The organism is Haladaptatus sp. ZSTT2 (assembly GCF_037081775.1).
Lineage (GTDB): Archaea > Halobacteriota > Halobacteria > Halobacteriales > Halococcaceae > QDMS2.
Genome location: NZ_JBAMHQ010000002.1, coordinates 40,177 through 66,919, shown reverse-complemented (window position 1 = coordinate 66,919; position 26,743 = coordinate 40,177). Strand labels below are relative to the sequence as shown.

Here is a 26,743-nt window from a genome sequence, read left to right as displayed (position 1 = left end):
TCGCCAGACAGTTTTCAGATTCAGAGCAGCTTTCCTTGGTCGATTTCGATGACTTCGCCCGAGATGCTCGTCGTGTTTGAGAGGAACACAACAGCTTCTGCGACCTCCTCGGGCTGGACGAGTCGCTTGAGCGGATACCCTTTTTTCACGCCCTCAACCCACTCGTCGGGGAACATGTCGGTTTCCACCGCACCCGGGGCGACGGTGTTCGAGAAGATGTTTTGTTTGGTGTAGACGCTCGCGAGCGACTGCGTGAACGAGACTTGTCCGCCTTTCGAGGCGGCGTACACCGGGTCGCCGTAGCTGCCGTGGGTGCCCGCCGTCGATGAGACGTTGATGATGTGGCCCGTCTCCGATTCGACCATCGCAGGCAATGCCGCTCGCGTGCACAGAATAGTTCCGACGAGATTAATCGAAATGAGTTGGTCGATACTCGCCGCAGAAATCTCTTCGAGGCTTTGGCCTTTCATGATGCCCGCGCTGTTTACGAGAATGTCGAGTGACCCAAATTCGGCGGTCACGGCAGCGACCAGTTCCTCTACGTCAGCTTCGTCGGTCACGTTCGCGCGAAGGGCGAGGACGTTCTCATGGCCCGCAGCTTCGAGGTCTGCGACGAGTGCATTCGCGGCTTCTTCGTTCGAATAATACTGGAACGCGACGTTGCACTCTGGAGCGAGCGCCCGCACACACGCAGAACCGATTCCGCCGCTGCCACCCGTGACTAGTGCCGTTCTAACCATGCACATAGTGGTCTGGGTGGCGTGATAAATGTGCTGTTGTCAGACATCGCCAAACTGGCTGAACACCCGCTCTGCGTTCTTGTAGTAGACTTTTTCGAGCACTTCGTCGTCGAGCCCCATCGCTTCCCAATCTGCGCGCAGGGTTTTGTAGTCGAGAAGTGGGTAGTCGCCGCCGAACAGTACCTTGTTCTTCAGCCGCCGGCTGATGTCGTAGGTGAGTTCTTCAGGATAGTACTTTGGTCGCCAGCCGTGGAGTTCGTTGCCCACGATGTTCGCTTTGTGGAGGAGCGAGGCGATTGCCTGTCCCTGCCACGGCCACGCAGGCCGCCCGAGAACTATCTGGAGGTCTGGATAGTTCGCAGCCACTCTGTCAGCTGTTTTGGGGTGGCAGTGCTCGACGAGGTGGCCGCCACCGCCGGGCTGGCCAGCGCCGAGCCCCGAGTAGCCGACGTTGATGAGGACGGGTGCGTTGTGTTCGAGACACAGTTCGTAGATGGGGTCGTACCGGTCGTCGTCAGCCGGGACGTTCGTGGTCGAGCCGTTGATGGTGAACCCCGTGATACCCATGTCGAGGCTGGTGAGACAGCGCTCAAACTCGCCTGCTGTGTCGTCGTCGCGAGGGTCGAGTTGCACCCAGAGGCCGAGGAACGCATCCGGGTTCTCACCGTACATCTCCGCGAAATAGTCGTGTTTTCCCGCGGCTTCGGCGGTCGGAATCGTCGCCGTAAACCCGAAGTCGAGCATCGGCTTTACGTTCGCCGCTTTGAGGTCTTCGACCATCTCCGCTTCAGTTCGCATCTCGAAGTTCTCACCGAACGTGTCTGAATCGCCGGGATTCTGAAACACGAACCCCTCTTCGGTCGAGAAATGTGAATGTACGTCTAATATCTGGATGTCGCTAGTTCCCATGGCTCACTGTCTCAGTTTGCGGCCGCCGTAATTATAGATTTGGGTGCCACACAAAGAGTTATTGTTGCTAACACACCTCATACAGTGTATGTCACGGATAGGCTTCATTGGGCTTGGGAACTTCGGGAAACCAATCGCAGAACACCTCTTGGCGGCTGGGTGGGAGTTGACGGTGTACGACATCCGCGAGGGCGCGATGACTTCGCTGGTCGAAGACGGTGCGCAGGCCGCAGCCTCGCCAGCAGCCGTTGGTCGCAACGCAGACGTAGTGTTCACCGTGTTGGTTGACCCAGAGCAGGTCGAAGGCGTCGTCACGGGCGAAGAAGGCCTGCTCGAAACGCTCGACCCGGGCGCAACGATTATCGACGTGACGACGGGGTTGCCACGCGCCACAGATGCCCTCGAAGCACTGCTCGCAGAACACGACATCAACCTCCTCGGCGCACCCGCGAGCGGCGACCAGCGTGCAGGCGAACTGACCGCCATGGTCGGCGGCCCAAAGGCCCTGTTCGAGGAACACAAGCAAATTTTCGAGCCCTTTTGCAGTAACATCTTCCACGTCGGCGAGCAGCCGAGTGACGGCAACAAAGTAAAACTCCTCAATAACTACCTGACGTACAACAACCTGTACGCCGCCTGCGAGGCGGTGGTCGCCGCAGACAAAGCGGGTATCGACCGCGAAAAACTCCTCGAAGTCATCAATCACAGCGCCGGTAGCTCTACGGCCACGCGCTACATCATCCCGGTTCACGTCCTCGAAGGTCGCTACGACATTCAGGGGAGCATCGGCATCGCCGACAAAGACCTGCGCCTGGCCGCCCAGTTCCTCGAGGACAATCACACCCCCGGAATGCTCGCGGCGAACGTCAGACACCTGTATAAATTCGCCAAGACAGACTACGGCGGAGAAACCGATTTGAGCCGCGTTTACGACTTTGTCGAGGAGAAAATCGCGACCGAGAAATAACCTCCGTCAGTCGAGGACGCCGTACAGTTTCGCCCGTTCGAGTTTCTGTTTTGCTGTGGTGAAATGGGCTCGGTCGATCATCTCCCCGCGCCACCTGATGATGCTCTTTCCTTCGCTGAACGCCGACTCGATTTCGGTGACCATCTCTTGGAGCTCTCTGGCTTCTTGTTCGTCTGGCGTGAACACTTCGTTTACCACTTCCGCGTGGCTCGGGTGAATGATTTCGTAGCCCATGTACCCGAGCTGTTTGGCGAAGGTCGCGTGCTTGCGCAGCCCCTCTAAATCCTCGATGTCCGTCCACACCCCTGAGATAATCTGCTTGAGACCCGCCGCTTTCGCCCCTGCGAGCACGTTCGAGCGCGCGAACAGCGATTCTAAGCCTTCCGGCGTAAACTCGTAGTCAAGCGCCCGATTGAAATCACCGTCTCTGGTCGTCCCACCCGTGATGGACGCGACGCGGTCACTCGCGCTACAGATTTCGTAGGGGTTGTAAAGGCCGTAGGCCGATTCCGGCAGGAGATAGATGTCGATATTCTTCTCGATGCCCTTTCGTCGCTCGGCGAACGTCAGGGCGTTGTCGGCGTACCGAACATACTCCTCGGAATCGACTTTCGGGAGGACGATGGCGTCCAGATTCGGATGGAGAATCTCTGCAATATCGTCTTCGAAATAGCCCGTCTCGGGTGGGTTCACCCGGACAGTAATGCTCTTTTCTGTCTCACCCAACTCGGGTAACGTCTCACGGATGTGCTCTCTCGCCGCCGGTTTATCCTCGGGCAACGTTCCATCTTCTAAGTCGAAGATGATGCCGTCTGCCTCAGTCGTGTGCGGCGTGTTTTCTACCCAATCCTGATTGTACGCTGGCACGTACAGTAGCGAACGCGCTGGATACATGGTTCGACTGACACGCAGTATCCAGTTATACTTATTGGTGCATGTTATCACCACGCAGGTGACTGAACCCCGAAATCCACTTTCTCGAAGCTTACGAGTACCCGCCGTTCACGCTGAGGATTTGGCCGGTAATCCAGTCTGCGGCATCGCTCGCGAGAAACACGGCGGCGTTCGCAGAGTCGGTTGGCCGTCCGAGTCGGTTGAGGGCGTACTTTTTCAACATTCGATCGCCGTATTTGCCAATCAGTTCTTCAGTAGCTGGCGTCAGTGTCGCCGCCGGAGAAATCCCGTTGACTCTGATGTTGTGTTGACCGACCTCGTTTGAGAGCGCCTTCGTGAATCCAGCGACGCCAGCTTTCGAGGCTGCATACAGCTTGTTGTCGCCGCGCTCTTGGCCCTTGTGCGCCTCGGAGATGAAGTTCACAATCGCGCCGCGCTCTTGTTCCATCATGTGCTTGACCGCGACGTGTGAGGTGTTGATTGCGCCGCCGAAGGTCACGTCGAATTGAATCTGCCAGTCTTCGGGCGTCGTCTGATAGAACGGTTTGTTGTCGTCGTGTTCGCGCAGGCCGCCCGCCGCGACGTTCACGAGCACATCGAGACTCCCGAACTCGTCTACGACACCGTTGATGGTCTCCTCACACGAGCCGTAGTCGCCCACGTCGAGTTGTCTGAATACGACGGTCGCGTCGTATTTCTCGTCTAAGGTCGCTGCTGTCTCGGTTCCCACCTCTGGGGAGATGTCGGTGACGACGGTCGTCGCGCCCTCTTTTGCAAACTCTTCTGCAACCGCGCTTCCGATGCCGCCTGCAGCCCCCGTCACGAGGACGACATCGCCACTGAAATCTATCTGCTCTTTCATCTCCAGAAACGACCCTTCCGACGGCTAAATAAGTTTCCCCGCGAGCGGCGCTATCTGGAGACAACAGTCAGTCTCGCGCCCGAAAACCGCAAAAAACCACCCGACCTTACATGTATTCGCGCCCGAACGTCTCGCGCGCGATGATGAGTTTCAGAATCTGTGGGGTGCCGTCCGCGATGACGTTGCCCATGATGTCGGAGAACCGTTGGCCAATCCCTGACTCCTGTGAGTAGCCGTAGTGGCCGTGAAGCACGGTGCACTCTTTGACGACTTGAAAGCTCACTTCCGCCGAGTACCACTTCGACATGGCCGCGTCTTTCGTGTGGTCCATGCCGTTTTCTAACCGCCAGCACACCTCGTCACACTTCAGGCGGGCCACGTCGAGTTTCGTGAGCATCTCCGCAACTTGGAACTGTGGGCCTTGGTTCGTCGCCACCGGTTTGCCAAAGGTTTCGCGCTCTTTGATGTACTCGATGGTCTGTTCGACCGTCTTTTGCGCACAGCCGATACAGAGATACCCAATCCACGGCCGCGTGTAGTCGAACGTCTCCATCGCAATCTTGAACGCGTCCTTCTCAGAGACCATGTTCTCCTCTGGGACGCGCACGTCGTCGAAGAAAATCTGGCCCCAGCCGTCGATTGCGGTGCCGATTGCGTGATACGGCAGCACCTCGACGCCCGGTGCGTCGAGTGGGACGAGGAACGCCCGGAAATCCTTCGAGTCGCCCAGTCGGCAGAAGGTGATGTTGTAGTCTGCGTACTGCGAGGAGGTAATCGCAATCTTCTCGCCGTTTATCACCCACTCGTCGCCGTCTTTTTCCGCGTAGGTTTCGATTGCCCGTGCGTCGGAACCGTGGTCTGGCTCGGTCAACCCAAAGGACAGCTTGTTCTCGCCGCGAGCGTTCGCCGCGGCAATCTCCTTGTGCATCTCGTTGCCGTGTTCGCTCAGTGTGACGTTCCCGAGAATTTGGTTGTGGACGACGTTTGCGAGGCCCACGTCACCGCGGCCGAGTTCCTCCATGATGATGCCGCCGGTGTGAATCCCGAAGCCTTGGCCGTCCAGTTCCTCGGGGAGCAGGGTGCCGATAATGCCCATCTTCACCAAGTCCTGATAGACCTTCTCGGGGAAGTTCTCACCAGAATCCCAGTTTTCCGTCTCGCCAACGACGTTTTCGTCGATATATTCCCGAAGTTGTGCACTGACCATCCGCTGTGTGTCCGTCTTGCTGAAATCCATATGTTTTGACCTGTCTGAAAGACGTTACTTCTAGGGCGCAACACGTCGTTTCCGCCTAGACTATTGTTAACAACCGTACCACGAGCTATTAAATATTTGGTTGAGCGAGCTAATGCCTCCTCTTCCGAACCGTTCGGGAGCTGCAGACCGTTTGCAGCCCCTATCCATGCTACCATGCGACAATACTATGCTGGTGTGTCGCGCAGTTCTCGGTATGCCTTCGGTTCCAGATATTGGCGCGTACACCTTCTATAGACAGGAGTGGGAGAGCTACGACCAGCTTGTAGACTCGTTCGAACACGAGGTGCCAGAGAGATTCAACCTCGCCACTTACTTGTGCGACCGGTGGGCGACGGACACCGGCAGGGTTGCCATTTTCGCAGACGGCACCACCGACACCCCGCGGACGTTCACTTACTGGCAGGTGCGAAACAGCGCAAACCGGCTTGCGAACTATTTGCGCGACCAGGGCGTCGAACGCGGCGACCGCGTCGGCGTCTGTCTTCCGCAGAAACCAGAGACGACGATTGCACACGTCGCCGCGTGGAAACTCGGCGCGATATCGATTCCCCTCAGCACGCTGTTTGGCCCCGACGCGCTTGGCTACCGGCTCGCTGATGGCGGCGCGAAAGCCTGCATCGTAGACAGCGAGTGCATCGACACGCTGCGAGAGGTGAAATCTGACCTTTCGGCTCTCGATACAATACTCACCGTGGGAGACGTGGCACACGAAGCCGACGAACACGACTTTTGGAGCGTTCAAGAGACAGCGTCTCACGAGTTCGAAACCGTCGAAACCAACGCCGAAGACACCGCCTCCATCATCTATACGAGTGGGACGACCGGCGACCCAAAAGGCGTCGTCCACGCCCACCGCTTGGTGCTCGGCTTGCTCCCCGACTACATCGCGAGCTACTGCGATTTCGACATCAAACAGTCGGACGTGGTCTGGTCGCCTGCCGCGTGGGCATGGGTCGCAGGCCTCTACTCGACGATGGCGACGACCCTCTATCACGGCCGCCCGCTCGTCGCCTACAATGCGGTTGGCCAGTTCGACCCCATCGAGACGTTCGACCTCATCGAGCGCTACGGTATCTCTGTGTCTTTCATTCCACCAACGGCCCTCCGCATGATGATGCACGAGACGGAGGCAGCCACCGCGTACGACCTCTCGTCCATGCGAAGCATCTGGTCTGGGGGTGAGTCGCTCGGTGACGATATCAGCGAGTGGGCGGAAGCCACCTTCGACGGCGCGGTCGTCCACGAGGTGTACGGCCAGACGGAGGCGGTGAACATCGTAAATGAGATTTCGAAACTCTATCCGAAACGCGAGGGCTCGCTCGGCAAACCGTCGCTCGGGAGGCTCGGCGTCGCGCTGTTCGACCCGATAGACCGCACCACCCCCACCGAGGTCGGCGAAGTGGGTGAAATCGCCGTTAAGTACGACGGTGATCCGGAGTGTTTCAAAGAGTACTGGAACAAGCCCGAAAAGACGGCTGAAACCTTCAACAATGGCTGGCTGTTCACGAATGACCTCGCCAAACTGGACGACGACGGCTACTACTACTTCGTCGGGCGCAAAGACGACGTCATCATCTCCGCGGGCTACCGTATCGGGCCGAAGGAAATCGAGAACGTGCTCGCCGGACATCCCGCGGTCATCAACGTCGGCGTCATCGGCGTACCGGACGACGTTCGCGGCCAGATTCCAAAGGCGTACGTGGAACTCGCATCTGGTTACGCCCCCTCCGACGCACTCGCAGAAGAACTCAAACAACACTCCAAAAACCGGCTGGCAAAATACGAGTACCCGCGCGAAATCGAGTTTGTCGAGGCACTCCCGCTCACCGTCACGGGCAAGGTGCGGCGAACTGACCTCAGAGACCTTGACACCGACTAATCACTCTTACTCTCTGTCCATGAACTCAGCGAGGCCTTCCTGTGCGGCCGACGAGAGCAGATGGACGTTCGCCATCTCCTGTTCGAGTTTCAAGCTCGGTTCGAGTGCCATCTCAACACTCTGATTGGCGAGGTGTTTTTGGCGTCTAAGCGCGAGCGGATGGTGGCTCGCCACGTCTTTTGCGAGAGCCATGGTCGCCTCGGCGAGATCGTCGTCTTCGCCGATAACCTCGTTTACGAGGCCCCACTCGCGGGCGGTTTCTGCTGAAATCATTTTCTCAGTGAGCAACAGTTCTTTCGCTCGTCTGAGGCCGACGAGGCGCGGGAGGCGTTGGGTCGAGCCACCACCACCGATGAGGTTGTACTTGACGTGGTGGTCGCCAAAGCGCGCGCTGGGGGCGGCGACCACGAGGTCACAGACGAGGAGCAGTTCGAACCCACCGGCGAGCGCCATTCCGGAGACGCCAGCGATGATGGGGATGGCCGATTGCTCGATGCGACGGTACGCCGCGTGCCAGTTCGCGTTAAACTCGCTCACCCCGTCCGAGTCGTCTTCTTCGATTAAGGGCAGCACGCTGTTTAGGTCTGCACCCGTCGAGAAAAAGCGGTCGCCAGTCGAGCGTATCACGAGGGCGTTGATGCCGTCTGTGTCCTCCGCGTACTCGCGTGCGGCGTCGATTTCGTCGATCGTCTCTGGTCTGAGGGTGTTGCCTTTCTCCGGTCGGTCGAGTACGATTTCCGCGACGTTCCCGTCCGTGGTGAATACGATATCCGTGAACTGCGCTGCTGGCCCATCGCTAGTCATGGTTCAGTTAAACGTCGCCTGCAATTCGTATAAACATTCCGTGGGGGGTGTCCGTCAGTGGTCTTTGAGCGCTTCGGGGAGTGCGTCGCGTTGTTTCGCTTCTTCGAGCAAAAGCGGCAAGCCGTCTGAGACGGCGTGAATTCCGGTGGCGCTCGCGAGTTGGATAACCTCCAAGATCTCCTCGGGCGTCGCCCCAACCATGAGCGCGTTTCTGACGTGGACGCGGAGGCCGGCGGTGTAGAGATGCGACGTGCCGATATCGATAGCGATGTAGATGAACTCCATGACTTTCGGAGGGAGCACGCGGTCGCCGTAGGGGTGGCGCAAGAACGCATACAGGTGTTGCCAGTACGTCGGGTCGTTTTCGATAATTGCAAGCACGTCGTCCCACACGGCGGAGAAAAACGGCTTGTGCGCTTCGAGATCTTCGAGCAACGTCGCCACCAACTCGGGGTCACCCTCCCCTGCGAGGTCTGTTTCTTCTACAACGACTGGGTAGCCTTCCGTCGCTGAGTGCATTCCGAGGATACTCGTGAGTTCGAGCACTTCGAGCACCTCCTTGAACGTCGCACCACGGTCGAGCGCCCGGCCGATGTGTTCGCGCGTCGCGGTGGCGTTGAACGACGTGGTCGCACTGCTGAGCGAAATCAGGATAAACTCCTTTACTTTCGGGTCGAGCGGGCCGGTTTTCCACGGATGTTCTGCGAGATTCAGGTACGCTTCAAAAAATGTCGGGTCTATCTCTCGCAACGCCGTTAGATGATTGCCGAGGTAGCCGTTCGTCTCCTCTACGTGCTCTGCGAGCCGCGCACGCCGCTCCTCTGCACCCTCCTCTCTGTCGTCTGTTCCCATACCTCAAAGAACGAGGTTTGACTGATAAAGATTCCGCGCTTGCCAGCTCCTACGGCTCGTCTCGATGCGTGATGACGCCGCTTGCTTCGAGTTCGGCGAGCGTGTCTGCGCCGTATCCGGCGCGGTCGAGCGTTTCATCGAGTGCCCGTCCCTCTTCGCCGCCTGTGAGTGGGCTGAACGTGACGGGCAGGCCAAACGAATTCACGATTTCGCCGGTCTGTTCGTCGACGGCGACGAGGTGCTCGCGCGCCGCCACCTGCGGGTCATTTAGGGCTTCGGTCGTCGTCTGGACCGCAGAGACCGGCAACTCTTGGCCGAATTTCTCGACCCATTCGTCGAGCGAGCGCGTCTTGAACACCTCCTGGAGGCGTTTGTAGGCGTCACTCTCCCGCCCACTCGTGGCAAACTGTTCGTCGAGGAGTTCGGGGAGGTCAAGCGAGTCACACAACTCGACCCAGAACCCGCGTTCCATCGCCCCGAGCGTGAGATACCGGCCGTCACCGGTTTCGTAGGTGTTGTAACAGGGGTACTCGCCGCCGATGACGGGGTCGTAGTCGGTTGGCTCGTCGTCGCTCAACACCCACGGCAGGTGGACGCTGTTCCACGACGCGATGACGTCGAACATGGCGAGGTCGATGTACTGGCCGCCACCGCCGCGATTTCGCCCCCAGAGCGCGATGAGAACGGAGAGCGCGAGCATCGTCGCCCCGGCATAGTCTGCAACCGCCGTTTTCGGGGGTGTGGGGTCGTCGGGGTCGAGAAAGCCCGCCACGCCTTGGTAGTTCAAGTCGTGGCCGGGTTCGTTTCGCCGGGGGCCGGTTTGGCCGTAGCCGGACAGCGAGCAGTAGATGAGGTCTTCGTTCGCGGCTCGCAACGTCTCCGGGTCAACGCCGAGTTTCTTCGCCGTCCCGGGGCTGAACCCCTCGATGACGACGTCGGCTTCCGCAGCGACCGCCTGTACGAACGCCTGCCCGCGTTCGTCTTTGAGGTTTACGAGTATCGACTGCTTTCCCTCGTTCAACGCGGCATAGGTCTGTCTGTACTCTTCTGACTCGGGGTCACCGAGGTAGTCACCGCCGGGCGGTTCGATGCTCAACACCTCTGCACCGGCGTCTGCAAGCAGCTTCGTCGCGTACGGTCCGGGAAGCTTCAACGAGAGGTCTACGATGGTGATATCATCGAGCGGTTGCATGTGATTCCTCCCTCGCGTTGGAACGGCGTCTTCGCTGTGAATCGCCAAGCCTCACCACTCCTCGTGACTTCGTGTGCATCGTGCTACCACTCACTTTGGAATCTGCATAAGTGTTTGCTCCCCACCGAGGAATCTATTTGCGCATCCACACTAGTCCGGGCCGACGCAAAGAACTATCATCCAGACGCGCAAATTTCAGGCAGAGTCATGACAGACGTTCCCACGATACCGGATATCGGGGCATACACCTTCTACAAACAGGAGTGGGAGAGCTACGACCAGCTCGTGGATGCCTTTTCCCACGAAATCCCCGACACGTTCAATCTCGCCACCTACCTCGTTGACCGCTGGGCGGCCGACACGGGGAGCGTGGCGATTTTTGGCGACGGCACGACCCAATCGGCTCGCACGTACACCTACTGGCAACTCCAGAAGATAACGAATCGACTGGCGAACTATTTGCGCGACCAGGGCATCGAACGCGGCGACCGCGTCGGCGTCTATCTCCCGCAGAAACCGGAGACGGCAATGGCGCATCTCGCCTGCTGGAAGCTCGGCGCGATTTCGGTTCCGCTGAGTCCGCTGTTTGGCCCCGACGCCCTCGAATATCGGTTGGCCGACAGCGGGGCGAAAGCCTGCTTTGTCGATAGCGAGTGTATCGCGTCGTTGCGAGAGGTGAAGTCACAGCTCGACGCACTCGGCACGATTCTCACGGTTGGTGAGGACGACCGTGAAGCCGACGAACACGATTTTTGGGACGTCCAAGAGACGGCGTCTCACGAGTTCGAAACCGTCGAAACCGACGCAGACGAGAGTGCTACGATTCTCTATACGAGCGGGACGACCGGCGACCCGAAAGGCGTCGTCCACGCCCATCGCTTCCTGCTCGGGTCGCTCCCGAACTACCTCGTTGGCCTCTGTAATTTCGACGTCACTGAATCAGACGTGTTCTGGACGCCTGCCGACTGGGCGTGGATTGCGGGGCTGTTCGTGACGATGGCTCCGACGCTCTATCACGGCCGCCCACTTCTCGCCTACTATCGTGACGGGGGCTTCGACCCCATCGAAACCTTCGAACTCATTGAGCGCTACGGTATCTCTGCGACGTTCCTCCCGCCCACCGCGATTCGCATGATGATGCACGAGACGGACGCGGCCGCGGACTACGACCTGACGACCATCCGAAGCATTGCCTCGGGCGGCGAATCGCTCGGCCCCGATGTGAGCGAGTGGGCGGAGAACGTTTTCGACGGGGCGGTCGTGCAAGAAGTGTACGGCCAAACGGAGTTGATGTACATCGTCCAAGAGATGCAGAAGCTGTTCGCCCGCCGTGAGGAGTCGATGGGCAAACCCGGCCTCGGCCGCGGCGAAGTCGCGCTGATGGACCCCGACACGGGCGAACCAACCGTCGGCGTCGACGAGGTTGGAGAAATCGCCATCAAATACGAGAACGACCCCATTTGCTTCAAAGGCTACTGGAACAAACCAGAGAAAACGGCGGCGGTTCGCAAGAACGGCTGGCACTACACGAGCGACACGGCGACGCGCGATGCGGACGGCTACTACTACTTCGTCGGGCGCAAAGACGACGTCATCATCTCCGCGGGCCACCGCATCGGCCCGGATGAACTGGAGAACGCGATTGCCTCCCACGACGCCGTCGTGAACGTCGGCGTCATCGGCATCCCCGACGAAAAGCGCGGGACGATTCCGAAGGCGTTCGTCGAACTCGGGCCGGGCTACAAACCCTCAGAGGCGTTGAAAGAAGAACTCCAGGCGTACACCAAAGACCGCCTCGCCAAACACGAGTATCCGCGTGAAATCGAGTTTGTCGAGGCACTCCCACTCACCGTCACAGGCAAAGTGCGTCGGACGACGCTCAGAGATTTAGAAGGGATAGAGTAACGCTCACTCAAGCAAGAACCGTTCCGGCGACTCCAGAGCGTGTTTGACGGCGTTAAAAAATCGAGAGGCCATCGCGCCGTCGATCACGCGGTGGTCGATAGACAGCGAGAGATTGACAACATGGCGAGGGACGATGTCTCCCTCGACCACGCGGGGTTTTTGCGTAATCTGGGCGATGGCGAGAATCGCAACCTCCGGGTAGTTGATAATTGGCGTGCCGTGCTGGCTGCCGTACGGCCCGATGTTCGTGATGGTGAACGTTCCACCTTGCATCTCCTCGCGGCTGATTTTCCGGGTGCGTGCGCGCTCTACGACGTCTTCGACACCCGCCGCAATCTGTACCAAGCTCTTTTGGTCTACGTCTTTCAGCACCGGAACCAGCAGGCCGTCTTCTGCTTCGGTCGCAATCCCGATGTTGTACGCCTTTTTCAAAACGATCTCTTCTGCCTCCTCGTCGAGGGTTGCGTTTAGATACGGGAACTGTTTGAGAGCATTTCCGACCGCCATGATGACGAATGGCAGGTAGGTCAGGTTCACACCGCGCTCGGCCGCGGCGTCACGCAACGAGGCCCGGAGTTCGACTAACTCCGTCACGTCAACCTCTTCGACGGTCGTGACGTGGGGAATCGTGAACGCAGAGCGCACCATCTGGCGGCCGATGGAGCGACGAACGCCCCGGTATGGCACGCGCTCGTCGCTCGATTGTTCACCTTCGACTTTTTCAGACCTCGACGCGAACGCGCGGACGGCGTCTTTCGTGACGAACGCTTCACCCTGTCGCGTTTCGACCCGTGGCACGTCGTTGATGTCGATACCCATCTCGTGGGCGATACGGCGCGCGGTGGGCTGGGCGAGCGTTCGCTGTCGTTTTCCGTCTTTGGAAGTCGTTTTTTGCTCCTGTGCTGAGTGCTCGCGAGTTGCCAATTCGCGGGCTGTCGGTTCTGGCTCATTCGTTTCACTTTTCTCGGGCTCTGTCGTGGAGTCCGACACCGCGATTTGCTTCCCATCTTCGTCAGCTACCTCGAATACGACAAACACCGCGCCGACGGGGATGACACTCCCTTCTTCGAATCGCAACTCCGTAACCGTCCCATCGACGGGTGCAGGAATCTCGACGACGGCCTTGTCGGTCTCGACCTCTGCGATAACTTGGTCTTCTTCCACTCCATCTCCTGCATTGACATACCAGTTGAGCAGTTCGCCCTCTGCGACGCCCTCTCCGACGTCGGGGAAGCGAAACTCGTGGGCCGTCATGGGAACGCGACGACCTCTTTGATACCGTCGATGATTCGCGCCACGTTCACCATGTAGTACTTTTCGAGTTCGGGGAACGGGTAGGGGACGTCCCACCCAGTCACCCGTTTGACCGGGGCTTCGAGGTAGAGAAACGAGTGTTCCTGAATCGTCGTGGCAATCTCTCCGGCGAGGCCGCCGGTTCGGTGGGCTTCGTGAACCACCACGACTCTGCCGGTTTTCTCGGCTGAGGTGATGAGTGTGACTCGGTCGAGCGGCGAGAGCGTCCGCAGGTCAACCACTTCGACATCTACCTCTCCTTCCAGTTGTCTCGCCGCTTCGAGCGTTGGCCGGGTCATTGCTCCCCACGTGAACACGGACACGTCCGTCCCGTCGCGGCGAACCGATGCCTCGCCGAGTGGAATCTCGTAGGGTTCAGTGGGCACCGCTTCGCGGAACGAGCGATAGATTTTCTTTGGCTCTAAGAACACCACCGGGTCGGGTTCGCGGATAGAAGCGATGAGCAGTCCCTTCGCGTCCGCGGGCGTGCTCGGAACGACCACTTTCACCCCGGGGTAGTGGGTGAGCAAGGCTTCGGTCGATTCTGAATGGCTTTCTGGCGAGTGGATGCCCCCGCCGTAGGGCGCTCTAATGACGATCTCGGGGACGAAGCGCCCGCGAGTGCGCGACCGAAAGCGCGCGGCATGGCTGAACAATTGGTCGAGTGCGGGGTAGAGAAAGCCCATGAACTGGATTTCTGCAACCGGGCGAATCCCGAGGAAGCTCATGCCAATTGCCGTCCCGACAATCCCGCTCTCAGCGAGCGGCGTGTCGATGACGCGCTGCTCACCGAACTCGTCGTACAATCCCGCAGTGGCGCGGAACACGCCTTCGTTTACGCCCACGTCTTCGCCCATGACGACGACATGCTCATCGCGGGCCATCTCGTTGTGCAGGGCGCTGTTCACCGCTTCGACGAGCGTGAGTCGGTCTGTCTCACCCGCCATCAGAACCGCCACCCCACGTCGAACGCCTCGTCGCCGTACTGCTCGCGGAGGGCAGCCAACTCGTCTGCCTGTCGGCGCAACTCCGGCGTCAACTCGTGGAAAACGTGTTCGAACATCGACTCGGGTTCCTGGTGGAGGGCTTCTGCGGCCACGACGGCATCGTCGACGAGTGCTTCGTTCGCATTCTCAATGCTCTCGATGGCCTCGTCATCGAGCCGTCCCGTCTCGCGCAAAAACACCTCCAATCTACGTATCGGGTCTTTTTGCTCCCACTGTTCGACTTCGGCGGCGCTTCGGTACTTCGTCGGGTCGTCTGAGGTGCTGTGCCCGCCAAGCCGGTAGAGGAGCAGCTCGATAAGCGTTTGTCTGCTCTCGCCTTCTCGCGGCGACTTCGCTCGTCGCACGGCCTCCTCCGTTACCGTGTAGACGGCGAGTGGGTCCATTCCATCGACGTAGACGCCGTCGAATCCGTAGGCGATTGCCTTCTGTGCGACCGTTGCGCTCCCGGTCTGCCGGGAGAATGGAACCGAGATGGCGTACTGATTGTTGTTGCACACGAAAACGCTCGGCGTGTCGAACGCCCCCGCGAAATTGAGGCCTTCGTGAAAATCGCCTTCCGATGTGGCTCCGTCGCCGAAGTGACACAGGAACGCCGTGTCCTCCCAGCCGAGCAGTTGGGCGGCCATCGCCATGCCGGTCGCGTGCGGAATTTGGGTGGCGATGGGCGTCGGTGGCGCGACGGTGTTGTACTCCGCCGGGATGTGGTCACCCGGCTCTTTTCCCATCCAATGGAGAAACAGGTACTTCGGATCGATACCGCGGGCGAGCATCGTGCCGAACTCGCGGTAACACGGAATGAGCCAGTCGGTTTCGGCAAGGGCGTGGGCGGTTGCGACGTGGGCCTCTTGGCCGTAGCAGGACGCGAGCGTGCCAGAGCGGCCCTGCCGCTGTAAACTCACGCCGCGCCGGTCGGTGCGGCGCGTGAGCCGCATATCGGCGTACAGTTTCCGAAACTCCTCGTCGGTCAGGTTTGGAAGCAACTCGTCTGCGACCACGTTGCCGTTCTCGTCAAGCACGCGCACCGCATCGGGCGGGTCATCCGGCGCAGGGTACTGAAATAACTCGTGTTTGCCACTCATGCCAATCGTCTACCTAACGGTTCGCACACCTCTCCCATATACGTTTGCGCTCAGGTTGCCTGTCTGGCCGGTTTGGAGTTGGATTCGTTCTAATCCCAAAACTACAATATCGCTGGCTGTGCAGTGGTGACACGGAACACATCATGAAGTTCTCCGACCTCATCATCAGATACCTCATCGAGGAGGATGTCGACACGATTTTCACCCTCATGGCGGAGGACGTCATGGGCATTACAGCGACACTCAAAACCGACTGGTCCGACGATATCCGCGTGGTCGATGCGAGACACGAGCAACTGGCTATGTCGATGGCCGACGGCTACGCGCGGAGCGGGAGCGATATTGGCGTCTGCGTGGTCGGCCGCGGCCCAGCCATCGCCCAGACTGGCACCGCGCTCGGAACCGCCATGGTCAACGGATCGAAGCTGCTTGTCATCACGGGCGAGACGCCGACGACGACCCTTGGCGGTCTCAAGTATTTCGAGCAGGAAACGTTCCTCAGCACGCTCACCGAAGACGCCGTCTCCATCCGCAGCGAAGAAGCATTTCTCCCGACAATGCGCGACGTATTTCGGCGGCTTCGACGAAACAAGGGCCCTATCGTGGTCCAAGTGCCCTGGAACCTCATGGACGCAGAGGCTGACCTTTCGATTGACTGGGAACACGAACGTTTCGGCACCGACGCAGTAGCCCCGAATGCCGCGAGAGCCGAGCCATTGGCCAAACAAATCGACGCCGCTATCGAGCGCTATCTAGATTCGGATGCGACGCTCCCGCCTCTCATTCTCGCAGGTGAAGGGGCGGTTCAGTCAGACGCGATAGCCGCAATCGAGGCGTTTGCATCGCGCACAGGCGCGCTCCTCGCCACGACCTTACAAGCGCGGGGCTATTTTGGAGATCATCCCTACGCCGTTGGCTTTCCCGGCACGTTCGGGTCACCCCTCGCAAACGAAGTCATCGGCCAGAGCGACTTCATCCTCGCGCTCGGCTGTAGCCTCAACAACCACACCACAGACGTGGGTCGCCTCGTGGACGAAGCCACCATCGTTCACGTGAACGACGACCCAGCACACCTCGAACGCTACACGCCGGTTTCGCTCGCTATCGTCGGCGACGTTCGGACGACCGTCGAACGGCTCACGGCCGAGTTGGAGACACTCGACATCGACTTCTCGGAGAAATTTTGGACCGAATCGACGAAGCGCCGCATCGCAACCGCGACGCCGTGGGGCGACGTGACGTACGCCGACACCTCCGGTCGGATGGACCCGCGCGAACTCATCACGGAACTCGATGGAAGACTGCCCGAGGACCGCCTCGTCGTGACCGACGCCGGGCACTTCATGAACTGGGTCATCGACGGCATCACGATTCGTCACCCGGATGACTACATGTGGACACTCGACTTCGGAGCCATCGGCGTCGGATTCCCGATGGGCATCGGCGCCGCGTGGCGCGTCGACGACCGGACGACGGTGACGTTCGTCGGCGATGCCGGATTCATGATGTCGCTTCAAGCGCTCGACACAGCGGTTCAACAGGACATCTCGACTATCATCGTCATCATGAACGACGACGCGCTCGGCTCTGAGTACCAACAGCTCAAAAACCGCGGTCTCTCACCCGAGTCCGCCGTCGCAAAGACGCCTGACTTGGCGGCCCTCGCTCGTGACTTTGGAGCCGACGCCTACAGCGTTTCATCTGTTGGCGACCTCGATGCGATTGGTGACATCATCACAGACCGACCAAGCGGGCCGGTCGTCCTCGACTGCAAAATCGACCGCGATGTGAAACATCCCTTCTACGACTCTGACCACATGAACTGAGCCCGTTTTCTCTTCTTAGCGGTGCGACGGCGAGAGCAGCGACGAATCGACGGGTTCGTCGTACACCTCTGGATTGACCAGATTTCGGGGAATCTCGTCTGTGAACCGGCTGAGCACGGCTTCGCTCACGATGACGCCCTGTTCGGTCATCGTCTCGATGAGGACACCGGAGATGTGTGGGGTCAGGAAGCAATCGTCGAGTTCCAACAGCGGGTTGCCGTCGACGTGTGGCTCGCCTTCGAACACGTCGATAGCCGCACCTGCCAACTCGCCAGCCTCGAGCGCTGCCGCGAGTTCCGCGTCGTCGTAAATGCCCCCGCGGGTGGTGTTCACCAGATAGGCACTTTCTTTCATTTGCTCGAACTGCTCGGTTCCGAGCATTCCCCGGGTTTCAGGCGTTAGCGGGCAGTGCAGCGAGACGAAATCCGCCTCCACGAGCAGTTCATCGAGACTCACCAGCCTGACGCCGAGTTCTGCCGCTCGCTCTTCTGGCAGGTACGGGTCGTAGGTGATGATTTCTACGTCGAACGGTTCGACCAATTCGACGACTTTCGACCCGATCATGCCGAGGCCGATTGTCCCGAGCGTTTTTTCGTACAGGGTGTTGCCCATGCGCTCGATACGCCCGTCGAATCCACGTTCTCTGATGTGGTTGTTGAACGGCACCGACCGACTCGCACAGGCAATCAGCATGCCAAGGGTCGATTGGGCGACCGCGTTCCTAACTGGCTGGGGTGCGTTTACGACCGCGACGCCGTGGTCAGTACACGCGTCGATGTCGATGTGGTCGAGGCCCGCGCCAAACGCGGAAACGAGTTTGAGCTCAGGTAGTTCACGAATCGTCTCCTCGGTGACCTGCTGTTGGATGGCGATTAGCGCGTCCGCATCGGCCACGTTCGCCGGGTCGATTGCGTCGTTTCCCTGTGCCTCAAGGAACGTGACTTCGATGTCGTCGTTCTCGTAGAGCGTCCCGAGTCCCATATCGTACCCGCGCGAGGGAACTCTGAGGTCGTTCGACACGTAAACCGTAAACTGGCTCATGATACGTTCTCCTTTGCAGGGCCGGTGTAAAATGATTTCGCAGGGGTGGCTCGCACACAGACGAAATTGTTTTGTGGGTGTTAGCGCGTTATGATAGCAAATGCCACGCGACTACCTGAAGTCGGCGGCCGACCCCTCGCTTGAGATTCCTCATGATGTGACCACGTCCGTCCGCGATATCGTCGATACCGTCCGGCAGGACGACGATGCGGGGGTCAGGGCGCTGACCAAGAAATTCGACAACGTCGAACGCGAGCAACTTCGCGTCAGCGACGCCGAACTCGACGCCGCAGCGGACGCGCTCACCGAGGCAGAACGGCGCACTATCGACAACACCATCGAGAACGTGCGCGCGTTCCACGAAGAACAGTTCTCACACGTCGCGGGCTTCGAGCGAGAGTTCGAGGAGGGTATCACACTCGGCACGCGCCTTGTCCCGGTCGAGCGGGCGGGCGTATACGTTCCCGGCGGCCGCAAGCCCCTCGTGGCCGCACCGGCGATGACTGTGGTTCCGGCGGTGATTGCGGGCGTCGAACACGTCGTCGCGTGCGCGCCACCACAGGCTGATGGCTCCATCCAACCCGCCCAGCTCTACGCCATCGATCGCGCCGGAGCGGACGAAATCTTTGCGATTGGTGGGGCACAGGCGATTGCGGCGATGGCCTACGGCACGGAAACCGTCCCGTCAGTGGACATGGTCACCGGGCCAGGCAACGTGTTCGTCATCGAGGCGAAACGGCAGGTGTACGGGCACGTCGGCATCGACTTTCTCGCCGGGCCGACCGAGGTCGCCATCATCGCAGACGAGTCGGCCGACCCCGAACTGGTTGCCACTGACCTGCTCGCACAGGCAGAACACGACCCGCGCTCGCGGGCGATTCTTATTTCAACCGACCGGCATATCGCGGAGGCGTCGATGGCGGCTCTCGATGAGCAACTGCCCACCCTCCGCACCGAGGAGGTCGCACGCGCATCGTGGGACGAAAACGGTGAAGTCGTCGTGGTGGACGACCTCTCGGCGGCCACTGAGGTGGCAAACGACTACGCACCAGAACACCTGCAGGTGATGGTCGATGAACCACGTGCGCTCATCGACAACCTTCACAACTACGGGTCGCTGTTTCTCGGGCACCACGCACCCGTCGTCTTCGGTGACAAAGCCGTCGGGACGAACCATACGCTCCCGACCATCGAGGTGGCGAAATACAGCGGTGGTATCAATGTCACGACGTATCTAAAGGTGTTGACCCATCAGGAACTCACTGCCGAAGGGGCGGACCACATCGCGCCGTGGGCGGCAAAAATCTGTGAGATGGAGGGGACCCACGCCCACCAAATTTCGGCGGAAAAACGCATCACCTCCGAGGCTGGTCGTGACCTTGCTCGCGACCTTGAGTTGGTCACGGGTGGCGGCGTCTCGCTGTCACAGGAGGACTGACTCGTGTTAGAGGACACAACCGCGTTCGTCACCGGGGCGAGCCAGGGGATTGGCCAGCAAATCGCGCTCACCCTCGCAGAGAAGGGGGCGAGCGTCGCGCTCGCCGCACGCGGTGACGGCATCCACGAGACAGCAGCACAGTTCGACGACAACGCGCAGGCACTCCCCGTAGAGACGGACGTGACAGACGAGGCATCGGTGGCAGGCGCAATCGCCCAGACAGTCGAAACGTTCGGCGGCCTCGACTGTCTCGTCAACAACGCGGGGATTGCGGGCCCGACTGCACCAATCGAGGACGTCACCGTTGAAGACTGGGACCAGACCATGGCCGTAAACGTCCGAGGGATGTTCTTGTGTGCGAAACACGCGGTTCCCCACATCCGCGAGAGCGGTCGCGGGAGCGTCGTCAATATCTCTTCGATTAGCGGAAAACGCCCCCTCCCGAATCGCACGCCGTACACCGCCTCGAAGATGGCGGTCATTGGTCTCACCAGGACCCTTGCCTTCGAACTTGGAGACGACGACGTGACCGTAAACGCCGTCTGTCCGGGGGCGACCCGCGGGCCGCGCATCGACAGCGTCATTGAGAAACTGGCTGCACAGAACGACACGTCGTTCACACAGGCAAAGCGCGACGTGTTCACCGACGACACCGCGCTCGGACGACTCACCGATTCGGCCGACGTTGCAGACATGGTCGCGTATCTCGCAAGCGACCACGCGAGAAACGTAACTGGCCAAGACATCAACGTGGACGCCGGAACCGTCTGGTACTGACCGCACATTTCTCCGTTTCCGGCGACAAATTTATTGTGCCTCGGCTCGCGTTTAAATACCAAGAATGATGCACACGACAGTCATACCCGGGGTACGTCCTGCCTCCATGTCAAGTGGTGTCGATTCACAGGGGAGATTCGCGTGACCAACGCTGTCGCGCCATCGGCGGAGCCAGAGCAGGCCGTGTACGACCCCTCAGACGGGGCGCTCGTCGTCAACAACCTCACCAAACGATTCGGGGGCCTCACCGCGGTCGATGACCTCTCGTTTACCATCGGTGAGGAGGAAATCGTCGGCTTCATCGGCCCGAACGGTGCGGGCAAGTCAACGACGTTCAACTGTATTACCGGTACGTTCCCGCCTACGACCGGGACGGTGTGGTATCACGGCGAGAACATCACCGGGATGAAAAGTCACACGCTGGTTCAACGCGGCATCGCGCGGACCTTCCAGAAATTCCGGTCGCTCGAAGATCGAAATGTGGTTCAGAACGTCGCGCTTGCGCTCATGCCAGGTAATCTTGTCTCCTTGCACGGGCTTCGTGGGGAGACGCGCGAGCAGGCAGCGGCGCTCTGTGAGCAAGTCGGGCTTGGCGACCGACTTGACCAGATGCCAGACGAACTCCCCCACGCCGGCCTCTTACGGCTCGAACTCGCCCGTGCACTCGCAACCGACCCCGACTTACTGCTCATCGATGAGCCGTTTGCAGGGCTGACCGAACTCGAAGTGCAGAAGATTTCAGACCTGCTCGTCGAACAGCGAAAGTCGGGGCTGACGATGATCGTTGTTGACCACAACATGCGCGGCTTGCTCTCGCTCATCGACCGGGCCATCGTCATCAACTTCGGGAGCAAGCTCGCAGAGGGCACACCCGCAGAGATTCGTGAAAACAAGCTCGTCCAAGAGGCTTACCTCGGAGGCGAGCTATGAGTCTTGATACGCATTCGGGAAGCGACCCAACCGCTACCGAGTCAGCAACAGCGCTCCTCAAATGTGAGAACCTCGCCGTCTCCTACGGCAAAGTCAACGCGCTCAGGGGTGTCGATATCACGGTGAATCAGGGCGAAATCGTCGGCGTCATCGGGCCGAACGGCGCGGGGAAAACCACGCTCTCAGAGACGGTTACGGGTCTCCTTGGCTACTCCGGCTCGGTGACGTACGATGGCATGGAAATCTCGGATTTCGCTGCGCCCGACCTCGTCGCAGAGGGCATCATCCACTGTACCGAATCGCGCGACCTGTTTGGCTACATGTCCGTAGACGACAACCTCAGACTGGGTGCGTACCGGAATCGCTCGATGCTCAAAGACCGCCTCGCGTTCGTCTACGACCTGTTCCCCGCGCTCAAAGACCGCAAGAGCCAGCATGCGCGCACCATGAGCGGAGGCGAACAGCAGATGCTCGCGATTGGCCGTGCGCTCATGGGCGACCCCGACTTCCTCGTCTTAGACGAGCCAACCCTCGGGCTTGCCCCAGTCATTCTTAACAACATCAGCGACGGCATCGATCGGTTGCAAGAACAAGGACTCACGATGTTGCTCTGTGAGCAGAACGTGCGCTTTACCATCCGCCACGCAGACCGTATCTACCTCATGGAAAACGGCGATATCGTCCGAGAAGGAACCCCGGAAACCCTCAAAGATGACGAGTACATCCAGGAAGTCTATCTCGGCGCGTAAGGGTGCGTGTTCTCGCATTCAAATTTTCGCGGCTCCGCTGATTGTTCTCAGACCAGTGGTTTGATGAGACGAGTTCGAAAAAATTTGGCGCGCTAGTAGTTCCCGTGTGAAACATTCCCACAATGTTTATGTTTTATCACGGTGAACTTTGCTCCAATGTCTTTCATCGAGACGACCATTGTTATTGCCTTGCTCATCAGTGCGCTATATGCACTGTTGTCAGTCGGGTTCACGATGATTTTCGGCGTTGGGGGTGTGCTCAACGTCGCCCACGCCGCATTCCTCACACTGGGCGCGTATCTGATGCTGTATGGGATACAACTGTTCGGGCTTGGACCATGGACGGCCACGCTGTTCTCGCTTGCGCTGGTTGGGCTGTTCAGCGTCCTCGTCTATGCGGGGCCGGTAAAACTCATCGAAGACGACCCGATTATCGTGGTGATTGTCACGCTCCTCATCTTCCTCATTGTAGAGGAGTTCATCTTCGTCATAGAGGGCACGTCACCGAAGTCCCTCCCGGTGTTGGTCGCCGGGCGCGTCACCATCTCAAGCACGACCATCCAGTCGAATCAAGTGTTCATGTTCTTCCTCTCGTGGCTGACCATCATTGCGTTGCTCGTGTTCGTCAATCGCACGACGCTCGGGAAGGCCATTCAGGCAGTGAGCATGACCAAGCGCGGGGCGACGCTCGTCGGCATCAACCAGTTTCGCATTTCGACGACGACGTGGCTCATCGCGGGCGTGTTGGCCGGACTTGGAGGCATCTTCCTCGGCACCTTCCAGACCGCCGTGTACAACATGGGGTTAGGCCCGTTGATTATCGCCTTCTCGGTCGTCATCTTGGGTGGCCTTGGGTCGATAAAGGGCAGCATCATCGCCGCACACATCATCGGCTTCCTCGAAACGTTAACCACCTCGCTCGTGAGCCCGCGGCTAACCGGCCTTGCTCCGCTGCTGTTGTTGGTCATCGTCCTCGTCGTGAAACCAAACGGCCTCTTCGGCCGGGAAGAACTGGAGTGAGTATCCATGTCAACACCAACTGAAGCTGACACCGACCGCACCACTGTGGGGGCGCTCCTCACCAACCTCTCGCTTAGTCCGCGCCACTACGTCGCGCTCCTCGTTGTGCTCGGGCTGGCGTCCGCACCGCTCTGGCTAGGGACGCTCACGTTACTCCAGATGATGTCCGCGTTTTACTTCATCATGTTCGTCATCAGCTGGGATTTTGTCTCCGGCTACACCGACCAGGTGAGCTTCGGTCACACCTTCTTCTTCGCGATTGGCGGCTACACCTCCGTCATCCTCAATCTCGAACTCGGCCTCCCTCCGCTCGTCGGCATCGTGGTCGCCATCGTGCTCACCTCGATTGCGGGCGTGCTGTACGCAATACCAGCGCTCCGCATCGGCGGACACTACCTCGCGCTGTTCACGCTGATGCCACCGCTCATCCTCGGGCAGTTGTTCATCATGTTCTCTGACATCTTCGGCGGCACCCGCGGGCTCCCAACTCCTGACCCACTGCTTCAGGTTGGCGACTTCGCCACGACCGCGCTTGCAAACTACTTCCTTGCACTGGGCATTCTTCTGCTCATCTTCGCCATCTCGTTCGTCATCACGCGCTCTGACACGGGCAAGATTTTCAAGGCCATCCGCGAGGACAAGTACGTCGTCTCCGCGAGCGGCCTCAACCCCGCGAAGTTCAAAATCTTCGCCATGGTCGTGAGCGCCGCTCTCGCCGGGTTCGCGGGCGCGATGTTCGCCCACTCACCGGTGGGAAGTGCAACGCCCGGACAGCTGCTCGAACTCACCATCATCATCGACATCCTACTCGCCTCGATCCTCGGCGGCGTCGGCACGATTGTCGGCCCGGCAGTCGGTGGCTTCATCTTCTGGTGGGCCCGCCAACTGAGCGACAACATTGAGTGGATTGTGCCCGGCCTCGACGTGCCGTTTACGCGCATCAACCTCATCGTGTTCTACGTGCTCACCCTGCTCATCATGCTGTTCATCCCCCGCGGAATTTTCCCCGTCTTGCTCGACTTCGGGCGCTCGATTTGGGCGCGCATCACGGGCGAGTCGTCTGATTCTTCGCTCGACGGGTAGTCGCCCTTTTCTTGCTGTGTTCTCTGACCATCACGCTTATTTCACCACCTGTGTTAATCACTGGCAAGGTGACACAGAGATGCGCGATTCGTTCGACTGGGCGACTACTCCCATTCGCGGTGCCTCCGACATGCCGCGGTGGCGGAAGGGCCGGTGCTGATGCGAGATGACCCACCGCGCCCGGCTACCCTCCCACCGGGCTACGACGAAGAAGACCCGTACGAGGATGTAGACCTCTCTACGTACCCGGCATGGTGGCGCGAGAACATCGAAGAATTTCGTCGCCACGAGATGCGACCCTACCGCCCGCCACGGTTCGCAGACGGGGAGATCGTCCCACCGGCGCTCTTGGAACTCGAAGCGGAGTTGGGCGTCGAAATTCGTCTCCACGCCGTGAATCCGGAGGTGGGGAAAAACTGGGAGATTCTCGTAGACGGTGAACGCATTGGTGAGGTGGGACGGACGCGTGAGGGAGCGGGGTTCACACAGTACGCCATCGATGCGGCTGAATTCGCGGCGCTCGTGCGAGATGGTGTCGCGTAAAATAGTGGCGTATCCGGCTTAGGCGCGGACGTACACTTCGCCGTCTTCGACTTCAACGTCGTACGTCGGCACCGAGTAGCGGTCGTCGTCGATACATTTGCCGCCCTTGATGTCGAACTTCCAGGCGTGCCACGGACACGAGATAATCTCTCCTTCACGGGTCGAAACCCACGACCAGCCGTCGTCCCCGATTTCCGTGTCACCGACGACCCGCCCCTCACAGAGAGGACCTGCTTGATGCACACAGTAGTTCAAGACGCCATAATACTCGCCGTTAACGCGGAACACGGCAATCTCTTTGCCCCGAATCTCCGTGATGAGTCGGGAGCCGTCTGTCGCCAATTCTTCCTCGCTCGCGATGTGGTGTCGTTCGGCCATGTTATAACCCGAATAGCTCAACCGCTGTCTCGCCCATAATGTTCCGAATCGTCTGCCCGTCGAAGTGTGAGTAGATGCGCCCGAACAACTCCCCTGGGAGGTCGAAGTCCGGATGTGGATGGTCAGAGGAGAACAGAATGTTGTCTGGTCCGGCCATCTCGACGGCGTACGCCATGTGCGCCGGGTTCGCTGCGGTGTGTCCAAGGGGTTGGGTCGTGAAGTAGTAGCTCTCGTCTATGTACTCACTCGGCAGCTTTTTGACGTTCGGCAGTTCGTGAGAGGCTTCGAGATAGTGGTCGTCGAGTCGCCACTTCATGTAGGGAACCCACGCAATTCCGGCTTCTTGCATCACGACGTCGATGTCGAATCGTTCGGTCACCCCGCGGAAAATCATCGTTGTGATGTTCCACATGTGCGAGAACGGGTGGGCGATGGCGTGGTCTTCGCTGAACGTCTCGGCCCACTTTCGCTGGTTAGGGAAGTCGAAATGGTTGCTGTTCGACAGGCTGTGCATACAGACCGGGAGGTCGTGGTCTTCTGCGGCCTGATAGATTGGGTCGTACCATTCGTGACCCGGCGGCAGCGGAAGCCCCGTGGCCGGAAGTTGGATAGCAACGAAATCTTTCTCACCAGCGTGCCGGTCGATTTCCTCGGCTGCCTTGTCCGGCTTTTGTGGGGCGACGACGATAGACCCCTGAATCCCGTCGTTGTCGTCGAGGAACGTGTCGAGGAGCCACGAATTGTACGCTTGCGCAATCGACACCGCGTACTGGTCGTTGTTCACCGTGCCAAGGGCGGACGCCAGCGTCGGCCCGATGATGGCTTCGTTGATTCCGTACTCCTCCATGGATTCGTACTTGTGCTCCGGTCTTATGCATCTCGGTATGCCCAGTCCGCCATCTTCTGCAACCAGAATATCTGGGAACGGTGGCGAGGCTAGCGTCGTCGAAAACACGTTATTGTTCGGTAACAACGAGTCGTCGATTTGTTTTCGCATCAGATCGTTCTCCATGTACTCGAGAATTTCGTCGAACATCACCGCCCCGTCCGTGACGTGTGAGTCACAGTCGACCACGACGTCTAGCTGGTCGAGTGAGGTGACGCTGTCGGACTTTGTAGCTTGCGCCATACTGTGTGTGGCATTGTGTCACAATCTATTAAGCGTTCGGGCGAGGAGTTATCCGCGGTGCAGTGGCTCAAGGCGGTCGATTCCGGCGGATATCGCAAACTCGATTTCGATTGACTATAGCGTTGGAAACGAGGACGAAGGAAGCCAAAACGGTGTCTCTGGTCGCCACCGTGTGTCGAGGTCGAACC

25 protein-coding genes are annotated in these 26,743 nt (G+C 59.4%); 11 read left to right on the top strand and 14 right to left on the bottom strand.

Annotated elements, in window-relative coordinates; genetic code table 11:
- Positions 1–20 precede the first annotated feature (20 nt).
- Positions 21–740, bottom strand: a complete 720-nt coding sequence (locus V5N13_RS15225) for an SDR family NAD(P)-dependent oxidoreductase (protein WP_336361488.1) — start codon at positions 738–740, stop codon at positions 21–23.
- Between the two features lie 39 nt (positions 741–779).
- The gene (locus tag V5N13_RS15220; RefSeq protein ID WP_336361487.1) at positions 780–1,649 is read right to left on the bottom strand and encodes an amidohydrolase family protein; all 870 of its coding nucleotides are present in this window, start codon (positions 1,647–1,649) and stop codon (positions 780–782) included.
- Positions 1,650–1,737: 88 nt separating this feature from the next.
- On the opposite strand from V5N13_RS15220, the gene V5N13_RS15215 reads away from it, so the two are divergent.
- Positions 1,738–2,616 (top strand): NAD(P)-dependent oxidoreductase, encoded by an 879-nt coding sequence (locus V5N13_RS15215; RefSeq protein ID WP_336361486.1) that lies wholly within the window; start codon positions 1,738–1,740, stop codon positions 2,614–2,616.
- A gap of 6 nt (positions 2,617–2,622) precedes the next feature.
- Here V5N13_RS15215 and V5N13_RS15210 read toward each other — a convergent pair whose 3' ends face one another.
- From V5N13_RS15210 to V5N13_RS15200, 3 genes are all read right to left on the bottom strand, one after another.
- Positions 2,623–3,510, bottom strand: coding sequence for an HpcH/HpaI aldolase/citrate lyase family protein (locus tag V5N13_RS15210; protein ID WP_336361485.1), 888 nt, complete (start codon positions 3,508–3,510; stop codon positions 2,623–2,625).
- A 91-nt stretch (positions 3,511–3,601) separates the two neighbouring features.
- Entirely contained in the window at positions 3,602–4,372 is a 771-nt protein-coding gene (locus V5N13_RS15205; protein ID WP_336361484.1) for an SDR family NAD(P)-dependent oxidoreductase, read from the bottom strand.
- A 106-nt stretch (positions 4,373–4,478) separates the two neighbouring features.
- Positions 4,479–5,609, bottom strand: coding sequence for an acyl-CoA dehydrogenase family protein (locus V5N13_RS15200; RefSeq protein ID WP_336361483.1), 1,131 nt, complete (start codon positions 5,607–5,609; stop codon positions 4,479–4,481).
- 214 nt (positions 5,610–5,823) lie between these two features.
- Here V5N13_RS15200 and V5N13_RS15195 point away from each other — a divergent pair, with 214 nt between their 5' ends.
- Positions 5,824–7,509 (top strand): acyl-CoA synthetase, encoded by a 1,686-nt coding sequence (locus V5N13_RS15195; protein ID WP_336361482.1) that lies wholly within the window; start codon positions 5,824–5,826, stop codon positions 7,507–7,509.
- A 6-nt stretch (positions 7,510–7,515) separates the two neighbouring features.
- On the opposite strand, the gene V5N13_RS15190 is transcribed toward V5N13_RS15195, so the two are convergent.
- The 3 genes from V5N13_RS15190 to V5N13_RS15180 are packed head-to-tail and all read right to left on the bottom strand — an operon-like array spanning position 7,516 to position 10,357.
- Positions 7,516–8,313, bottom strand: coding sequence for an enoyl-CoA hydratase/isomerase family protein (locus V5N13_RS15190; protein WP_336361481.1), 798 nt, complete (start codon positions 8,311–8,313; stop codon positions 7,516–7,518).
- Between the two features lie 54 nt (positions 8,314–8,367).
- Positions 8,368–9,165 (bottom strand): carboxymuconolactone decarboxylase family protein, encoded by a 798-nt coding sequence (locus V5N13_RS15185; protein WP_336361480.1) that lies wholly within the window; start codon positions 9,163–9,165, stop codon positions 8,368–8,370.
- Between the two features lie 49 nt (positions 9,166–9,214).
- Positions 9,215–10,357, bottom strand: coding sequence for a CaiB/BaiF CoA transferase family protein (locus V5N13_RS15180; protein ID WP_336361479.1), 1,143 nt, complete (start codon positions 10,355–10,357; stop codon positions 9,215–9,217).
- Positions 10,358–10,564: 207 nt separating this feature from the next.
- On the opposite strand from V5N13_RS15180, the gene V5N13_RS15175 reads away from it, so the two are divergent.
- Positions 10,565–12,262, top strand: a complete 1,698-nt coding sequence (locus V5N13_RS15175; protein ID WP_336361478.1) for an acyl-CoA synthetase — start codon at positions 10,565–10,567, stop codon at positions 12,260–12,262.
- 3 nt (positions 12,263–12,265) lie between these two features.
- Here V5N13_RS15175 and V5N13_RS15170 read toward each other — a convergent pair whose 3' ends face one another.
- Genes V5N13_RS15170 through V5N13_RS15160 form a run of 3 tightly spaced genes read right to left on the bottom strand, consistent with a single transcriptional unit; the run spans position 12,266 to position 15,641 of the window.
- A complete protein-coding gene (locus V5N13_RS15170; RefSeq protein WP_336361477.1) occupies positions 12,266–13,516 on the bottom strand; it encodes a dihydrolipoamide acetyltransferase family protein in 1,251 nt (416 codons plus the stop codon).
- Complete coding sequence (locus V5N13_RS15165; protein ID WP_336361476.1) at positions 13,513–14,502, bottom strand: alpha-ketoacid dehydrogenase subunit beta; 990 nt, start codon at positions 14,500–14,502, stop codon at positions 13,513–13,515. Before V5N13_RS15165 ends, V5N13_RS15170 begins: the two co-directional genes overlap by 4 nt.
- A complete protein-coding gene (locus V5N13_RS15160; RefSeq protein ID WP_336361475.1) occupies positions 14,502–15,641 on the bottom strand; it encodes a thiamine pyrophosphate-dependent dehydrogenase E1 component subunit alpha in 1,140 nt (379 codons plus the stop codon). Before V5N13_RS15160 ends, V5N13_RS15165 begins: the two co-directional genes overlap by 1 nt.
- A 143-nt stretch (positions 15,642–15,784) precedes the next feature.
- Between V5N13_RS15160 and V5N13_RS15155 the strand changes: the two genes are divergently transcribed.
- Positions 15,785–17,467: a thiamine pyrophosphate-binding protein gene (locus tag V5N13_RS15155; protein WP_336361474.1), complete on the top strand. Its 1,683-nt coding sequence runs from the start codon at positions 15,785–15,787 to the stop codon at positions 17,465–17,467.
- Positions 17,468–17,482: 15 nt separating this feature from the next.
- On the opposite strand, the gene V5N13_RS15150 is transcribed toward V5N13_RS15155, so the two are convergent.
- Positions 17,483–18,508, bottom strand: a complete 1,026-nt coding sequence (locus tag V5N13_RS15150) for an NAD(P)-dependent oxidoreductase (protein ID WP_336361473.1) — start codon at positions 18,506–18,508, stop codon at positions 17,483–17,485.
- Positions 18,509–18,608: 100 nt separating this feature from the next.
- Here V5N13_RS15150 and hisD point away from each other — a divergent pair, with 100 nt between their 5' ends.
- From hisD to V5N13_RS15115, 7 genes are all read left to right on the top strand, one after another.
- Positions 18,609–19,946: a histidinol dehydrogenase gene (gene hisD / locus V5N13_RS15145; protein ID WP_336361472.1), complete on the top strand. Its 1,338-nt coding sequence runs from the start codon at positions 18,609–18,611 to the stop codon at positions 19,944–19,946.
- A gap of 3 nt (positions 19,947–19,949) precedes the next feature.
- Positions 19,950–20,723 (top strand): SDR family NAD(P)-dependent oxidoreductase, encoded by a 774-nt coding sequence (locus V5N13_RS15140; RefSeq protein ID WP_336361471.1) that lies wholly within the window; start codon positions 19,950–19,952, stop codon positions 20,721–20,723.
- Between the two features lie 141 nt (positions 20,724–20,864).
- The gene (locus V5N13_RS15135; protein ID WP_336361470.1) at positions 20,865–21,653 is read left to right on the top strand and encodes an ABC transporter ATP-binding protein; all 789 of its coding nucleotides are present in this window, start codon (positions 20,865–20,867) and stop codon (positions 21,651–21,653) included.
- The gene (locus tag V5N13_RS15130; RefSeq protein WP_336361469.1) at positions 21,650–22,402 is read left to right on the top strand and encodes an ABC transporter ATP-binding protein; all 753 of its coding nucleotides are present in this window, start codon (positions 21,650–21,652) and stop codon (positions 22,400–22,402) included. The genes V5N13_RS15135 and V5N13_RS15130 overlap by 4 nt, the downstream gene beginning before the upstream one ends.
- A gap of 156 nt (positions 22,403–22,558) precedes the next feature.
- Positions 22,559–23,422, top strand: coding sequence for a branched-chain amino acid ABC transporter permease (locus V5N13_RS15125; protein WP_336361468.1), 864 nt, complete (start codon positions 22,559–22,561; stop codon positions 23,420–23,422).
- Positions 23,423–23,428: 6 nt separating this feature from the next.
- Positions 23,429–24,505 carry a branched-chain amino acid ABC transporter permease gene (locus tag V5N13_RS15120; protein WP_336361467.1) on the top strand — a complete coding sequence of 359 codons (1,077 nt, stop codon included), beginning with the start codon at positions 23,429–23,431 and terminating at the stop codon, positions 24,503–24,505.
- Between the two features lie 159 nt (positions 24,506–24,664).
- Complete coding sequence (locus V5N13_RS15115) at positions 24,665–25,048, top strand: hypothetical protein (protein ID WP_336361466.1); 384 nt, start codon at positions 24,665–24,667, stop codon at positions 25,046–25,048.
- An 18-nt stretch (positions 25,049–25,066) separates the two neighbouring features.
- Here V5N13_RS15115 and V5N13_RS15110 read toward each other — a convergent pair whose 3' ends face one another.
- The gene (locus V5N13_RS15110) at positions 25,067–25,426 is read right to left on the bottom strand and encodes a Rieske (2Fe-2S) protein (RefSeq protein WP_336361465.1); all 360 of its coding nucleotides are present in this window, start codon (positions 25,424–25,426) and stop codon (positions 25,067–25,069) included.
- A gap of 1 nt (position 25,427) precedes the next feature.
- On the bottom strand, positions 25,428–26,555 hold the full coding sequence (locus V5N13_RS15105; RefSeq protein ID WP_336361464.1) for an amidohydrolase family protein: 1,128 nt from the start codon (positions 26,553–26,555) through the stop codon (positions 25,428–25,430).
- Between the last annotated feature and the right edge of the window lie 188 nt (positions 26,556–26,743).